The 15,127-nt window shown below is 36.5% G+C and carries 13 protein-coding genes and 1 pseudogene; 2 read left to right on the forward strand and 12 right to left on the reverse strand.

Annotation, left to right across the window (positions count from 1 at the left end):
- Nucleotides 1–149: 149 nt before the first annotated feature.
- Nucleotides 150–1,526, forward strand: a complete 1,377-nt coding sequence (locus JFV29_RS08505; protein ID WP_201182460.1) for an aminotransferase-like domain-containing protein — start codon at nucleotides 150–152, stop codon at nucleotides 1,524–1,526.
- Between the two features lie 784 nt (nucleotides 1,527–2,310).
- On the opposite strand, the gene JFV29_RS08510 is transcribed toward JFV29_RS08505, so the two are convergent.
- The 4 genes and pseudogenes from JFV29_RS08510 to JFV29_RS08525 form a co-directional block, all read right to left on the reverse strand.
- Nucleotides 2,311–3,219 carry a hypothetical protein gene (locus tag JFV29_RS08510; protein ID WP_201182463.1) on the reverse strand — a complete coding sequence of 303 codons (909 nt, stop codon included), beginning with the start codon at nucleotides 3,217–3,219 and terminating at the stop codon, nucleotides 2,311–2,313.
- A gap of 153 nt (nucleotides 3,220–3,372) precedes the next feature.
- On the reverse strand, nucleotides 3,373–3,621 hold the full coding sequence (locus JFV29_RS08515; protein ID WP_201182465.1) for a hypothetical protein: 249 nt from the start codon (nucleotides 3,619–3,621) through the stop codon (nucleotides 3,373–3,375).
- 470 nt (nucleotides 3,622–4,091) lie between these two features.
- Complete coding sequence (locus JFV29_RS08520) at nucleotides 4,092–4,271, reverse strand: hypothetical protein (protein ID WP_201182467.1); 180 nt, start codon at nucleotides 4,269–4,271, stop codon at nucleotides 4,092–4,094.
- A 192-nt stretch (nucleotides 4,272–4,463) separates the two neighbouring features.
- Nucleotides 4,464–4,709: pseudogene (locus tag JFV29_RS08525) on the reverse strand (hypothetical protein); the annotation flags it as partial.
- Between the two features lie 500 nt (nucleotides 4,710–5,209).
- On the opposite strand from JFV29_RS08525, the gene JFV29_RS08530 reads away from it, so the two are divergent.
- The gene (locus JFV29_RS08530; RefSeq protein ID WP_201182469.1) at nucleotides 5,210–5,896 is read left to right on the forward strand and encodes an ArsR/SmtB family transcription factor; all 687 of its coding nucleotides are present in this window, start codon (nucleotides 5,210–5,212) and stop codon (nucleotides 5,894–5,896) included.
- Between the two features lie 111 nt (nucleotides 5,897–6,007).
- Here the strand turns inward: JFV29_RS08530 and JFV29_RS08535 are convergent, their stop codons facing one another.
- The 8 genes from JFV29_RS08535 to JFV29_RS08565 form a co-directional block, all read right to left on the reverse strand.
- Nucleotides 6,008–6,892, reverse strand: coding sequence for a DMT family transporter (locus tag JFV29_RS08535; RefSeq protein ID WP_201182471.1), 885 nt, complete (start codon nucleotides 6,890–6,892; stop codon nucleotides 6,008–6,010).
- Nucleotides 6,893–7,324: 432 nt separating this feature from the next.
- Nucleotides 7,325–8,755: an MDR family MFS transporter gene (locus JFV29_RS08540; RefSeq protein WP_116821497.1), complete on the reverse strand. Its 1,431-nt coding sequence runs from the start codon at nucleotides 8,753–8,755 to the stop codon at nucleotides 7,325–7,327.
- Between the two features lie 62 nt (nucleotides 8,756–8,817).
- Nucleotides 8,818–9,390 (reverse strand): TetR/AcrR family transcriptional regulator, encoded by a 573-nt coding sequence (locus tag JFV29_RS08545; RefSeq protein ID WP_201182474.1) that lies wholly within the window; start codon nucleotides 9,388–9,390, stop codon nucleotides 8,818–8,820.
- A 268-nt stretch (nucleotides 9,391–9,658) separates the two neighbouring features.
- On the reverse strand, nucleotides 9,659–9,751 hold the full coding sequence (locus tag JFV29_RS31625) for a putative holin-like toxin (RefSeq protein ID WP_223305372.1): 93 nt from the start codon (nucleotides 9,749–9,751) through the stop codon (nucleotides 9,659–9,661).
- Nucleotides 9,752–10,067: 316 nt separating this feature from the next.
- Entirely contained in the window at nucleotides 10,068–11,045 is a 978-nt protein-coding gene (locus JFV29_RS08550; protein ID WP_201182476.1) for a 5-oxoprolinase subunit C family protein, read from the reverse strand.
- Nucleotides 11,046–11,921: a 5-oxoprolinase subunit B family protein gene (locus JFV29_RS08555; RefSeq protein ID WP_201182478.1), complete on the reverse strand. Its 876-nt coding sequence runs from the start codon at nucleotides 11,919–11,921 to the stop codon at nucleotides 11,046–11,048.
- 18 nt (nucleotides 11,922–11,939) lie between these two features.
- Nucleotides 11,940–13,994: a sigma-54 interaction domain-containing protein gene (locus JFV29_RS08560; protein ID WP_342366519.1), complete on the reverse strand. Its 2,055-nt coding sequence runs from the start codon at nucleotides 13,992–13,994 to the stop codon at nucleotides 11,940–11,942.
- A gap of 367 nt (nucleotides 13,995–14,361) precedes the next feature.
- Nucleotides 14,362–15,126 (reverse strand): LamB/YcsF family protein, encoded by a 765-nt coding sequence (locus tag JFV29_RS08565; protein ID WP_201182482.1) that lies wholly within the window; start codon nucleotides 15,124–15,126, stop codon nucleotides 14,362–14,364.
- Between the last annotated feature and the right edge of the window lies 1 nt (nucleotide 15,127).

Consider the following 15,127-nt stretch of genomic DNA (forward strand, 5'->3'; position numbering starts at 1 on the left):
CCATTTTTATAGTTTGTATAACCTCTGTACCATTTTCTACTTTTCTTAAAAATAGTTCTGATATAATTAAAATAATAATAGGTACACACAATGAAAATAAACCATTTTTTTACCTATCTGTCCTGGTACAGTTAAAGGAGGATCCATATATGAACTCAAAATATATTAAGATAATGGAAGAAATTAAGCTTCGACTAGCAGATGGATCGCTCATTGCAGGTAGTAAACTCCCTTCTGTTCGTCAGTTATCTGAGTATTTTTCATGTAGCAAAAATACGGTTATTAAAGCGTACATCGAACTAGAAAAAGAGCATTTAATTTATTCTGTTCCTAAAAGTGGCTACTATGTTGTGAATGAATTTCAAGATGCGACGAATGAAAATGAGGTGATTGATTTCTTATCTGCTGGTCCAGATAAAAACATTATGCCTTATGTTGAGTTTCAACATTGTATGAATCAAGCAATTGAACTATATAAAGAAGAGCTTTTTACATACTCTGATCAACAAGGGATTTACTCATTACGAGTACAGTTAGTGAAGTATATGCAGAATTTACAGGTGTTCACTCAACCTGAAAGAGTAGTCGTTGTATCTGGCTCGCAGCAAGCCCTTAATTTATTAGTTTCTATGCCATTTCCAAATGGAAAAAACAATATTCTAATTGAACAGCCTACTTATTTCGGATTCATTGAGTCCATCAATCTGCATCAAGCTACTACTTTTGGAATTGAATTATCAATGGAAGGGATTGATCTTGATCGTCTGGAATACATTTTTCGAAATAATGATATAAAATTTTTCTATATTATCCCGAGATTTCACAATCCACTTGGACATTGTTACACGAATAGCGAAAAGAAAAAAATCGTTGAGTTAGCTGAAAAATACGATGTATATATAGTGGAGGATGATATTTTAGGAGACCTTGATCCAAATCCAAAATCAGATCCTTTATTTTCTTTTGATCCTTCTGGGAGAGTGATTTATATTAAAAGCTTTTCGAAAATTTTTCTCCCAGGGTTAAGGATTGGTACTGTCGTTCTTCCTACATTAATGATTAACAATTTTTTACGTTATAAATTTAGTTCAGATTTTAATAGTTCAGCACTTTCTCAAGGTGCGCTAGAAATCTATTTAAAAAGTGGTATGTTTAATAGCCATCTCAAAAAAGTAAAAGAGGTATACCGTACTAAAATGCAAATTCTTCAAGAAGCATGTGAATTATTGCTACCGGCTAATACTCATTTTTCTAAACCGACTTCAGGATTCTATCTATCCATCAGTTTGCCCGAGAATGTGACAGCAAAACAGGTAGTTCATATGCTAAACGAGCAGCATATTTATGTTGATGATGCCTCTAGAATGTTTTTACCCGAATATAAAAAGGAAAATCTCGTTCGATTAAGCATCTCTCAAGTGAACGAGAGTCAAATTAAACTAGGGGTAGAGCGATTGGCTCACTGTATTGCTTTAATTGACAGTAGAAAAAATCATAATACTCCAAATAACTTTTTACTCATTTAGTAAGGGGAAATTTATATAGAGGTAGCTTCACAAGATTATGCGGATTTCCAACCCTAAGAAAATATATCAAAACGGTTGTTTATGAGACTTAGAATTTGAGCATTCGTTTGAGACATATTTACTCTCCAACTCTACAAACTTTTAGATAAAGTAAAACCCTCTCAAAACGATGATTTTTGGAGGGTTCTTTATTAACTTGCCTCCGAAGTATTGAAAACTGCTGCGTTAGTACTTTCTTGAACTCCCTCAGCTTATACGATTTTCTCACAAATACTCGCTTAATCGCAGGATTTCATTACCCTTGAATTAAAGTTCACGGTGAAATGGAGTGATTTCAGGACATGAAGATTTCGTGAAGTTTCAACTCCTCCTCCCCAGCCATTCTACCATATTAAACCATATATAAAGAATTCCTTATTCAACTAACGCACCCGTAAGTTGCATAACTAAACCTTGGATACTTCCCATAAACCAATAGAAACAAAAGGACCATAAGAAGGCACACTATAATATATATCGCCTTTCTTACCTTAAATGGTAGTAAAGTTACAAAAGATAAACAAAATTACCGAAGATTCCTGCTCCACTTACTACTTCACTCTGATCTTTATCTTGCTCTTTAGTATATCTAATGGACAATATTAATCCTGTTGGCGGTAACCCTTCTAGAAAAAGAACCCCACTCTTGAACATAGGGATACTTAGCGTATGTTTTCCACGTTTTGTTGGTAGGACCCCACAAAGAGAGGTTCTAAATAAATAGAACCTCTCTCGAATAATATTTTCACTTCAATTCTTCTGCAAGTTTAAGAGCTTCTTCATTCGTTTGATTTGTAACTAACGCCATGTAAATGCCGTCCTTTTCAAACTTTACAACATTCATTTTTTCATCTGCAGCATTTTTAAAATTGCCTATTTCGTATGCAACATCATCTACCACAACTTTAGAAAAGTCCTCGTCATCTACATTATTAACACTGATAGGAGTATCATTTTGTTGGGTTAGAATGATAGTATCTTTTTTTGCATTATCGAAGTGACTGACAACGACATCCTTGCCTAATGGTTCAACTTGTCCGTCAAAATCGTCTCCTATAGCCTCAGATAAGCTCTCTGTCTTTTCTGTAAATTCAGTCGGGATATCTTCGTCAGAATAAGTTTCAAAACTTGCTGCCTCATCCAAATAAGCAAGAGATGATGCGCTGCCGCCAACGTCTAAAACAACGTTTGCTTCGTTATTACAATTGATTGATGGAGTTGCCCAGCCTGATTTTGTTGTTATATCGTAGTGAGCATTTTTGTTTTTTGGACCTAAAGCCATCGTACGATTCCACGTATATTTGAATGTGCCGCTTTTTAGTTCAACACCAGAGTATTTATGATCTAGCTTGTTATTTCCTGTCCCCTCGTAGTTTCCTGTCAACGCAACACCGCCAGTCATTCTGCCCTTAAGATTGGACAGTGTAAAAGAGGAAGTATTCCACCTGAAGTTCTTCGTATCCCATTTTCCGAAATTAACAATGTGTTCGAGGTCGTATGTCACCTTGCCACATGCTGTGAAATAAAGACCAGACCTAATTTTTTGTAATTTAGAGAAAGTACCTGATGAACCGCTTTTACCAAGCTTATAAACATAATTATTTTTCTGTCCTCCCGCATACGCTTCCGTACTTAGTAGCGAAGAAAACAACATCACTGCTAAACACGAGAATAGTAGCCTTTTCAAGGCTTTCATTCCTTACATCCCCAATCAATTGTTTTTGTTATTATCAATTTCGATAATCACAAAACAACATTAACACAAAACGACAAATAAATGTTAAATTATTGTAAAAAATTAAAATATTTACATTTTATTATCTTTATCCACTCGTTTTTCTACAGCGCCCCAAGAAAAATAAATCAACAGAGTTGTTGCCAAAATTATGAACCCAGCTTGTGATAGATACATGAAGTCCCATTCTTTAATTTCTTTCTCTTTCTGACCATTATAATTTTGTATTACATAGTTTGATGTTTCATAGTCCATAAAAACGTAACAAATAATTCCCCCTATTATTACTCCACCTAATAATGATAATAAGAACTTTTTCAAAGTTGTGTCCTCCTGCCCTTTAAGATGTAAACCGTCCTATAAGTGCTCTCTATCAATTCTTTTATGAATTCCAATTCTGCTTGTTTAATTGACTCACCCATTCGTTTTCTTAGCTCTTCTTCGAAATCTTGAAATTCTTTCATTTCTGTGAACAAAAATATATAGTCCTTGTGCTCTTCTATCATTATTTCAAATTCTTTTTCCCATTGTTCATCTAAGGATTTCTGAAGCTTCCCAGATTTGTCACTTGTTCAATTTTCGGATCGCTGTTCATTTGCGCGTACTTAATGTGCGTAATTTTATCTTTCTTTTCCAGTTCCTTAACTCACCCCCAAAGTATGCTTGAACTCTGTACTTTTCCGCATTATATAGAGTTCTATCAAAAGGGTTTGAATACCTTCAAGCCTATATAAATACTCAATAACAGCACCAGCCTCTACATTTAGACAAGTCCGCTATGCTCGGACTTGTTACGATTTCTGTAGCATTCCATTGATGTAAACGTTAAGTGATTTATCGCCTACGATGAATGTTCCGAATGTGACGTCGTATCGGCTGCTGCTGATTAACGGATCTCCTGCTAAGACTTGTTTATCTTCAGCAAAGTGGCCGTAAATTGAGCCCTCTATGATACAAGTCTTATGAGACATTACGAAGTCTTAATTTAATGCTGATTTGATTATGTACCAATTAGCTTACTCTATTGAGATTATAAAGTTTTCTAAGAAGAGGTAGCTGCGGTATCGTTAGTTGACTCATTTGTTGCTACAAGATTCTCACTCGAATTTATGATTCGTAAGATAATTATTAATAAAATGAAAAAATATCTTGCCATTCTATCGTTAGTTACAGTCCTGATCAGGGCTGCAAAAATCAAAGTTTCTGTAGATTGCCACTAAACCCAAGATAAGCATTTGCATTTGCTTTTTCTTGCTCAAATGGCTTTCCATTTTCCTATTGTCGAGAAATTGAAACCACACTAAATAAAGTTGTAAATACTTCGTAGAAACACCATTAAAACGACTTATCCATTTCTTTAAACGGTAATGGTAATTATTAATATTATTGAGGTGGTAGATGCCTTTCTTTACATAATATTTCTTACTGCCGTTTATGATGACGTGCCCCACTTCGTTATTAGATTTAACATAGCCAATAAGAAAAAGAGCTGCTTCCATTTAGCAACCAGGGACTGTACATTTATTTTCAGTTGAACTAGACAACTCATTTACCCCCTATAAAAGAATAGCTCTTACTACTTTACAAATCTGCACGTTGTATTTTTCTGTACTACATTTCTTTTCCTTTTTGTTGTGCTACTGGATTCCAAATAAGGGACTGTAAAATAACCATGCCCTTCGTGATCTCTTGCGCTCTCAACACTGATAAATCCAGGTTACCTTCCAAATTCTATCACCTTATCTGCCATGCTTGCAGATCCTTTTGAAACGTGGTCTGTTCTTTGAGAAGTAAATATTTCTATATTATAGGTGTTCATCATGTTCCCCCTTGGAATTGTTATTATTCATTGAAAACGATAGACACTACAACTATAATCGAAATGTGGAATGCAGAAAGGATGGTAAAAGTGAATATAAATCCAAATGTGGCTGAAGTTGCCTTTCTCCTTGGAGAAACGTCGCGGGCAACAATTCTAACGAGTTTAATGGACGGACGTTTTCATACAGCCAGTGAATTAGCTTTTATGGCTGCGATAACACCTCAAACAGCCAGCTTTCACCTTTCTAAATTGATAGAAGGTAACCTTGTTAACGTTGAAAAACACGGACGTCATCGCTATTTCCAACTAGCAAATGGAGAAGTTGCGCGCATTTTAGAATCGTTCCTTGCGATTTCCCCACCTCCTGAAGTGCGTTCTTTAAAACAATCTAGTCAGGTAAAATTGCTTCGGGAAGCAAGAACTTGCTATGACCATTTAGCAGGAAAATTAGGAGTCGATTTAACCGAATCGATGTTGAATGCTGGTTATTTGGATAAAGAAGAAAGAGAATTTGTAGTTACACCTAAAGGAGAACAGTTTTTTACTGATTTCGGCCTTGATTTATGTATCTTAAAAAGAAAACGCCGCTCATTTTCTCACGCGTGTCTAGACTGGAGTGAGCGTCATCATCATCTTGCTGGCTCTTTAGGGCATGGACTTATGACACACTTTTTTGAATTAGGTTGGATAATACAAGTTCCATCAATTCGCGCTGTTAAAGTCACAGATAAAGGAAAAGTAGGGTTTAAACAAGCTTTTAATATAAATGTGTAATTTAACGCTGAGAAAAACCCCTCCTTAGTTCACAGATAAGGGTAACTTATTTTTTTCTGAACACTATGAGGGGTTACATTTGCGATTGAAAGCTTAGAGCAAACGATTTATTTATAAAGCTCTTTTAACTTGGTTATTTTTCTGCTGGAAATTTCTATTTACAAGATAGACACCAATTATAATAAACAAGCCACCAACTATGATTGAAGGGTATAACGTCTCCCCTAATAGTAACCAGCCAGATAATACACCAAAGAAAGGTGCCAAAAATAAAAAGGCACTCGTTTTTCCTGGATCACCCTTTTGTAAAAGATAATACCAGACGGCAAATTGAACAATAGAAGACATAATACTTAACCATAATAAAATGAACAATGAATTACCGTTCAAAATGAAGACTGGTTTTTCAAGAATAAAGCTGCTAAGTAAAAGTAGTAATCCACCAAAAAACATCTGATAAGCAGATAGAACCCACGTATCGAAAAACAATCCCCACTTTTTAACTAATAATGTTGAAATTGCCCAAAAAACAGCAGAAAGAATGCCAAAAAGAATACCAATCTTAAATTCAATTTGCGTTCCCATTGTAATGCTTACTCCTACTAATCCTAAAAGAACACCAATCCATTGATAAAGTTTATAGCGCGTTTGTAAAAATACGGTACCAAATAGAACAACAAGTAAAGGGTTAGTGAATGTTAGAATTGAGGATTCACTAGCTGTAATGGTTCGTAAACTTAAGAAAATACACCCCATAACACCAGCTGTTTGGAAAGTACCAATAATAAGCATCTTTATCCAGTTTCTTTTAGATTCTGGGTGCGGTCTTTTTAAAGCGATAACGATTACTACCATTAAGAGTCCGGCAAGTGTGAAGCGTAATGCTGCTAATAACAACGGGGATGAATAAGACAAACCTATTTTACCTACAGCAAAAGAAGAACCCATTAAAAATGTTGTTAAGAGTATTAACAGTGTAAATTTGAAAGTATTCATTTTTTATCTCCCTACATATTATAATGACCAACCTGTGCCTATTATAACTTCTGAATATTTCAGCTGTGATCGAAATATGTAATGCAATGGAGATAAAATAAAACTGGTTAAATCTAAGTTGTTCGAATTGGCTTCCCTGCTTAGGGAACCTTTACATGCTCAATACTAACTAATTTAATGAATGGGCTTTTCCTTACAGCTAGTGAATTTTGTTAAGCACAAAACGACAAAGGCGCTTCATAATCTTTTTGTTTCTATCCAGAGGGATGACAAGTGGTTGACCCTTATTCCTCTAAAATTTTATATGTTTTCTTGTTCAACTACCAAAATCAACAACATCCTTTAACAGAGCCAAACAAACAATAAAAAAGCCAGACAGAGAAACTCCATTCCCTGCTGGCTTCTTTATGTTATTACGTTAAGAGATCTTCCTTATTTATCGCGAGCTGTTTTAATAAAGAACGACACAATCAAACCGACGATTGCAAGGACTAGACCGAAAACAAAGGCATCCTGAACACCTGCAGTCAATGAACCGCTAATGGTTGATGGGTCAAATGGGTCTTCTACACTAGCCATATAGTTCTTTTGAGATGCTGACATGATGGTAATAGCAACCGTCGTACCAATGGCTCCCGATACTTGTTGTAATGTATTCATAAGAGCCGTTCCATCTGGATAAAGATTTTTCGGCAGTTGATTCAGCCCATTTGTCTGAGCAGGCATCATGACCATCGAAACACCAATCATAAGGAAAGTATGCATGACGATTACCATAATGATAGAGGTTTCAGTCGTTACGTTCGTCAAAGTCCATAACATAGCAATCATGATAATAAAGCCTGGAATCACTAGCCCTCTTGGTCCAAATTTATCAAAAATGCGCCCCGTAATTGGAGACATGAAACCATTCAGTACGCCACCTGGTAAAAGTACAAGACCTGCTGAAAACGCAGCTAACGCTAGCCCAGTTTGCAAGTATAATGGTAATAGGATCATAGATGACATGATAATCATGAAGGTAATGAAGACGGTTATTAACCCTAGCGTGAACATAGGATATTTAAAAACACGCAAGTCAATCATCGGTTTATCCATGTTGAATTGTCTTACAGCAAACAGGAATAGCGCTACAAGGCCTACAATGATCGAGGATAGAACGATCGCATTTCTCCATCCTTGATCTCCTACAATACTAAAGCCATAAACTATTCCCCCAAAACCAATGGTCGATAAAATAATGGATGGTACATCGATTTTAGGCTTGGTGATCGTTGAAACGTTTTGCATATACTTGAGACCAAATAGTAAAGCGATCACAAAGAACGGCAAAGACACCCAGAAAATAAAATGCCAAGTCAGATTTTCGATGATCAAACCTGAAACTGTCGGTCCGATGGCTGGTGCAAACATGATCACGAGCCCCATCAACCCCATGGTTGCTCCCCTTTTATGAATTGGGAAAATTACCAAAATGGTATTAAACATAAGAGGAAGTAAAAGTCCCGTTCCGACTGCCTGGATGACACGAGCTAGCATTAATAGGCCGAAACCAGGTGCTATTGCAGCAATGAGCGTTCCGATAATAGAGAACACCATTGATGCAATGAATAATTGACGAGTATTAAACCACTGAATCAAGAGCCCCGAAACTGGAACCAATATCCCCAATGTTAATAGATACCCCGTTGTCAGCCATTGCACAGTAGAAGGACTAACATTAAATTCCTGTATTAAATCGCCAAGTGCCATATTTAAAGCTGTCTCACTAAATAACCCAATGAACCCTGCAATTAAAAAAGAGATTAATATAGGGGTCGTTCTAATGACTGGGTTTTGTTGCTGTGTTGCATCTGTAGACATAAAAAAATTCCTCCAATTACTAACTGCATCGACCTAAGCTTATAATAATTTTTCCGTATGACTTATTTATTTTTCAACAATAATGGTATCTGCTCCGCAATAGCGTGGAGAGGTTCCCCACTTTTCGCCGTTAAAGCTAAAAGAATACCACCTTCTATTAAAGCGTTAATGACGATACTCAAATCCTTAGACCGCTTCTCACTGTTTCCTGCCTCATGTAATTTTTTCACATAAATAGATTGCCAATCCGTTACTGCTTCTTGACAGGCCATTCTTATAGGCTCACTTGTCGTATATGTTTCAGCCGCTATTGTTCCGATTGGCAAGCCTAAAAGATTACCATTTTCGCCAAAAACCTCGGATAATTGATAAATATGAGCCTGAATTGCTTTAATAGGGTCTTCAATTTCATCAAATTCTCGCTGAATTTCACCTACAACCATTTCTTTTGTATGATTAATCGCCTCAATAGCCAATTCTTCTTTTCCTTTAGGAAAATAATGATACAGCGAGCCTTTAGGAATACCACTTTCCTCAATAATGTCCTTAAGCCCTACACCATAATATCCACGTATTCGAAAAAGTCGAGAAGCAGCTTCAATCAGAACTTCTTTTGAGCTTCTTTTGTCTGCCATAGCTGAATCACTCCTTAAAATTATATCAACCGGTCTATTAGAACTATACTGACACATCATTTTTTTGTCAATGTAGATAGCAACAATGATAGGATTTGCTTTGATTCAGGTATACCTATCAACAACAAAAAGAACACCTCATTGGGTGTTCTCTGCAAGTAAAAAGAATCGGAAAACTTTTACCATCCTTAGGACACTGGCCTTTTTAATAAAAACATTTCCATCAATAGAATAACGGACTATCGTTTAAAAACATATATCGGTATCTTCAAGGATTCTTGTCATGATTTTTAAAATCAAGAATAGCAATTACAAACATGCCAAAGCTTAGCATTAGGGAAAGAACTTCAAAAGTACCCACTCATACATCGCCTCCTTACATCAAGCATTTCCTGATCAGAGATTGTCCTATACAGGAAAACATGAAGTACTGACATTTCAATGGCAATAGTGCATTAATAATAAAAAAAGAGCACACCCAGTAAGAGTGTGCTCTCGTAATAATCATGTTCATTGAAAAATCGAAAGTTCATATTAATAGGAAGTTGACTTCAATCTAAACTCTGACTAGAAGCTCTTGATTTCCGCTTCTGCTATCGAGTTATTTTGAGCCTCTTCATTTAATACTCATAAATCCTGCTCCAGTTATTATTTTGGTACAAAGTTTAAGTCATTACTTACCTTTTAATAAGACCGACCAGCGTTTCCATCCTTTTTCTTCTTTCTGCTCGCGCTTGGATGGCCTGGTCAATAGTAACTGTGATGAAGTGACATTTCGATAAAGGTCTAGATTGAGAAATTAAATCTAAATCTTGGCTTATGACGGTTCCTATTGTAACAAAACCCCCTCCTGTCATTGCATCATTATGTAAAACAATCAGTTCTTCCTCATTTGTAAACATAATAGATCCTATAGGATACGCAAAATCAACAACATTCGAAAAACTAGTTCCTGCACCGAATGGTGGATATTGCTCAGTGAATGACACTCTTGGGCCAGTATATCGGTAAGCAACCCGGTTGGATTCATGCGAAACGATCCATTCCGAATTGAGGAAAGTTTTTAACCCTTGATCGCTCAATAAGTAACCCGATAACCCCATCGTGACACGTAATTCTTGAAAATCATTAAAGGTTGGGACGAATTCTAGTGGAGCAGATTTACCAACCTGTTTTAAAGCCCCTGGCAATGGTTCATTAATCTGTATTCTATCGCCTACAGCTAACTTTCTGCCATCAAAGCCCCCAATCTGGCTTAGTTCGTAGGTTGATTTACTACCTAAAACATCTTGAACCTTTATGCCACCAGAGATACTTAAATAACTTTTCACCCCTTGTTGGCAAGCTTTTATCGTTAAAATGTCTCCTTCTTTTACTTGGTGGGTTTCCCAGAAAGATAATCGCTGGTGATTTAAGTATGCTTCCATTGGAGCACCTGTAAGGGCAATAATTAAATTTCTATGAAATTCAAACTCTCCCCCTAATAATGTCATCTCAAGTGATGCAAACTCAGCTGGATTTCCTACAAGTAGGTTCCCAATAATAAATGAATATTTATCAGCTGCTCCTGATGGCGGTACGCCCAGATGATACTTCCCGACGCGTCCCAAGTCCTGTACCGTTGTCCATAACCCAGGCTCCTTAATTTCTATCATTTAAAAATCCTCCATGAGCTCATCGATATACTTTTTTCCTTTTTGTACATATTCAAGTGGAGAAAGATCAATTTCTTTTACTTTATTATGATACGTTCCAGCACGTACGCTGCTTTCGATCTCATTATATTCGGATTCCTTAACAGGACGATACTTCCATATATCTCCTGGTCTTGCCAAAAAGGAAGTCTCTTCTAATGGGTTTGTTTTATCTACTAAAGGGATAGCTGATCGTCCTATTAGTTGATAGCTACCTGGTCCATTGACTGGATAAATCACATTGAATGCACCACCTATACCAATGCCTCTTTCCGGCGTTTCTGTACGGGGACTATTATATTTTGGTGCTTGAATGATCTCATTTGGCTGCAATCCAAGCGGAAAATGCCAACCCGTTCCTGGCAGAAATCCAACCATTGTAATTAAATAGGGTGTGTCTGAATGAGATTTTATAAATGATTCTTTGTCTGTAAACCCATTTACTTTCATCACATATTCAAAGTCTGTTAAGTCAGGGGCAGGGTGTCTGCTCTTAAAACGCATGGAATATTCTCTTGACACTGGATCGTCGTACCATGCTGGAATTTCTACTATTCGTACTGATAAATTTAACTTTTCAGGATTGCTTTTCGTCAAATCTATTTCTTTTAAATAGTCCAGCAAATCTCTTGCTGAGACGATGTCCGGGTTATAACGAACTAAATAGGAGGCATTGGATGAAACAATATCAATAACGCCTGGAATCTCTCTTTTTCTCAGCTCCTCCGTCACCGCAATTGCTTTAAAGTTACTCTCAATCCTCATATCACGAGAAATTTCAGCATATATGTATTCGTCTCCACCGAAATTAAAATGAGTTTCAGGCAAATTAAACAATAATTGTCGCCCCCTTTATTATTTCAACTTTTTCATCCGCCTGCTTATTGTCGCAGGACTAACACCTAGTACTTTAGATAATTTATCGGCAGTGCCGTATTTTTGCATCCCTCTTTGAATAAGTTGAGTTTCTAATTCTTCTACCGCTTCTTTAAGTGGCATTATTTCTAAAACCATTAGTTGTGTTTTCTTTTTTTGAACTTCCCCGTACAGAAATTTCAATGCATGTTCTCGTTTTATCCATTCTCCCTCGCCCAATAACGTTAATCGCTCCACTATATTTTGAAGTTCTCTTACATTTCCCGGCCATGCATATGTCTCTAAAACTTCAATAGCTTCTGGGGTGAAGCTTTTCTTGATATCATACATTTTTTTAAATTGTTCCAGAAAATAAATGGCCAAGGGAAAGATATCTTCTTTTCGCTCACGTAATGGCGGAATACTAAATGGAATAACATATAATCGGTAGTATAAATCCTCCCTGAATTCACCTTGGTTCACCAACTCTCGTAAATCCTTATTCGTTGCCGTTATAATTCGAACATTTACAGGTTTCGGCTGGGTCCCGCCAATTCTAGTCACTTCTCGTTCCTGCAACACACGTAATAGCTTCACTTGCATATTTAAAGGGAGTTCACCAATTTCATCGAGAAAAAGCGTGCTGTTATCAGCAATCTCAAACAAGCCTGCTTTCCCATTTTTATCTGCACCAGTAAATGCCCCTTTCTCATAACCGAACAATTCACTTTCTATGAGATTCTCTGGAATTGCACCGCAGTTAATCCTAACTAGCTGCTTGTTACTCCTTGGACTGGCTGAATGGATATGGTGAACAAATACTTCTTTCCCAACACCGGATTCACCTTCGAGTAAAATTGTCGAATTAAATTGGGCTACTCTCTTTATCTCTACTACTAAGCGCTCAATTGTTTTCGAACGATAAACAAGTTGTTTTTCGTTAATGTTTAAATCATCATGATCTTGTAGCGGTTGAAAACCTTCGTCCGATTGATCTAAAATTGAGGATCTTTCTTGTGTAATGTCCCTTGAAAGTACAACTACTTTTTCTAATTTCCCTTCGTGGTATACCGGGGTTGCGACCGACCAGACTCTACTTTTCCCCATGGAATCCTGAATCGATGTAACCTTTTTCATTTGTTTCTTGCATAGTTCAAAAACATTAGGCTGAAAAATGTTTTTTCTAGTAAACTCACTTATATGCTTACCAATTATGTTTTCTGGATTATCCACTTTCCAAAAATCGTGAAGAAACATACCCGCTACTCGAATGATTTCGCCGCCTTCGTCAATGACGAGTATTTGTTCCTGGGAAGAAGCATATACCGTTTGTAAATCAGAATTCAGATTTCGAACAAAGTCTAATTCTTTAACAGAATCCTCGAAAACTTCACGCGAGAAAAAAATATGTATGAGTCCTTTTATTTTATCTTCCATTCTTAAGGGGTAAAAATTTCCCACTGTATGTTTAAAGTTAATAGAGGCGTTCACATTTATAAGAGTTTCCCCAGTCATGACTCTATCAAGATTTTTATCGATAGTTAAAAGCATTTTATAGTCTCGAAACTGTAAAAATGAACGGTGAAGACCTAAAATACTTTCTGCTGTTTCATTAATGTGTTCTATTTGGTAATCGATATTCGTTCGGACAATTCCTACTCCAGCTCCATGTAAAAGGAGATTTAAATCCTTCAAATTCAACTCACTGATTTTATTCCGTGCTTGTTCAATTGTAGTGTAGCCGACAATTTCTCCATTAGCATCTTCCCCTATAATCAGAGAAACGTTATGGAAAAATTCAACAGGCGTGAACTGTGGGACTTTTAAAATATCATTTTTATAGCTAATCGGCTGTGATAAGTCTTCCTTTTGAGCAATTTGGTGCATTAGAATCTCCATTGTGCTATAGCCCACTAAAGACCCCTTATCCTTTACAAACACAATATTCGCTTTATGATCTGATAATTTTTGAATGACAGATCCAATAGTGCTCTGAATATTAACATATACTGAAATCGGTTTAAGAATATCGTTCCAAATAATCAACTTACTCACCCCTCCCGATAACTAAATCTTTATTTTATTATACTTTTTATAGATAAGGATATGAATTCAGAAGTATTTTAATATATATATTATTTTGATTATTAGGTCAATTGTATCTTTTATTAAGTATCTGAAATTTCAACGACAAGTGAAAGAACTAGGGCTTAGTTTGAGAAGTTTACAAATTAATTGAAGAGTGTCTAGAGGGATACAATTACAATACAATTCGTTATATTAGGGGCTAAACAGAATGACTCCGGCATTCAATACCGGAGTCATCTACTAGTCGACTAATCTATAAATCTTTTTAAAGAGCATAGTTCAATATTTAGAGGCCAACTACTATACCAATATACATTTTAGGACCAGTACCTTACTAGATAATCTTTTTAATAGGTACAATCTCGACGCCGCCCTCTTTTAAAGCTTCTACAACCTTTTTAGCCAGAGTCGGCGCTCCTGGTGTATCTCCATGAATACAAATGGTCTCTGCTTTAATGGAAACATCTTTTCCATCGTGTGTGATAACTCTTCCTTCTTTGACCATACGAACAACTCGCTGCGCCATTTCTTCATAATCATTGATCTGTGCGCCTGTTCTCGTTAACAAAATGGATCCGCTTTCAGTATGCTCCCGGTCAGCATAAGCTTCTTTTGCAACAGGGACACCCATTTTTATCGCTTCTTCCATCACTTCAGATTGGCTAAGTGCAAATATGACCATATTTGGATCGATAGCATGAATTGCTTCTAATATTGCTCGAGCTATAGTCTTATCTTCCATTGCTTTCATAAATAAAGCTCCGTGTGGTTTACAATGCTGGATTTTGACATCTGCTGCAGCGCTGAATTCTCTTAAAGCACCTACTTGATACATCACATAGTCTTTAATTTCTAAGGGTGTACAGGTCATGAAGCGACGACCAAAACCCAATAAATCAGGAAACCCTGGATGCGCACCAATCCCAACATCATATTTCTTTGCTAGTTCCACTGTTTTTCTCATAACATGGGGATCTCCGGCATGAAAACCGCATGCAATATTAGCCGAGGTAATAGACTGCATTAATTCTTCATCATTACCTAATTCATAAAGACCGAAGCTTTCACCCATATCACAGTTCAAATCTACCTTAAACATT

Source organism: Peribacillus sp. TH16 (genome assembly GCF_016651095.1).
GTDB classification, from domain to species: Bacteria; Bacillota; Bacilli; order Bacillales; family DSM-1321; genus Peribacillus; species Peribacillus butanolivorans.

What these genes read in the sequence shown, in the direction of transcription:
- JFV29_RS08505 (WP_201182460.1), top strand. Translation starts at nt 150, where the DNA reads ATGAACTCAAAATATATTAAGATAATGGAAGAAATTAAGCTTCGACTA.
- JFV29_RS08510 (WP_201182463.1), bottom strand. Translation starts at nt 3,219, where the DNA reads ATGTTGTTTTCTTCGCTACTAAGTACGGAAGCGTATGCGGGAGGACAG.
- JFV29_RS08520 (WP_201182467.1), bottom strand. Translation starts at nt 4,271, where the DNA reads ATGTCTCATAAGACTTGTATCATAGAGGGCTCAATTTACGGCCACTTT.
- JFV29_RS08535 (WP_201182471.1), bottom strand. Translation starts at nt 6,892, where the DNA reads ATGAATACTTTCAAATTTACACTGTTAATACTCTTAACAACATTTTTA.
- JFV29_RS08540 (WP_116821497.1), bottom strand. Translation starts at nt 8,755, where the DNA reads ATGTCTACAGATGCAACACAGCAACAAAACCCAGTCATTAGAACGACC.
- JFV29_RS08545 (WP_201182474.1), bottom strand. Translation starts at nt 9,390, where the DNA reads ATGGCAGACAAAAGAAGCTCAAAAGAAGTTCTGATTGAAGCTGCTTCT.
- JFV29_RS08550 (WP_201182476.1), bottom strand. Translation starts at nt 11,045, where the DNA reads ATGATAGAAATTAAGGAGCCTGGGTTATGGACAACGGTACAGGACTTG.
- JFV29_RS08565 (WP_201182482.1), bottom strand. Translation starts at nt 15,126, where the DNA reads ATGTTTAAGGTAGATTTGAACTGTGATATGGGTGAAAGCTTCGGTCTT.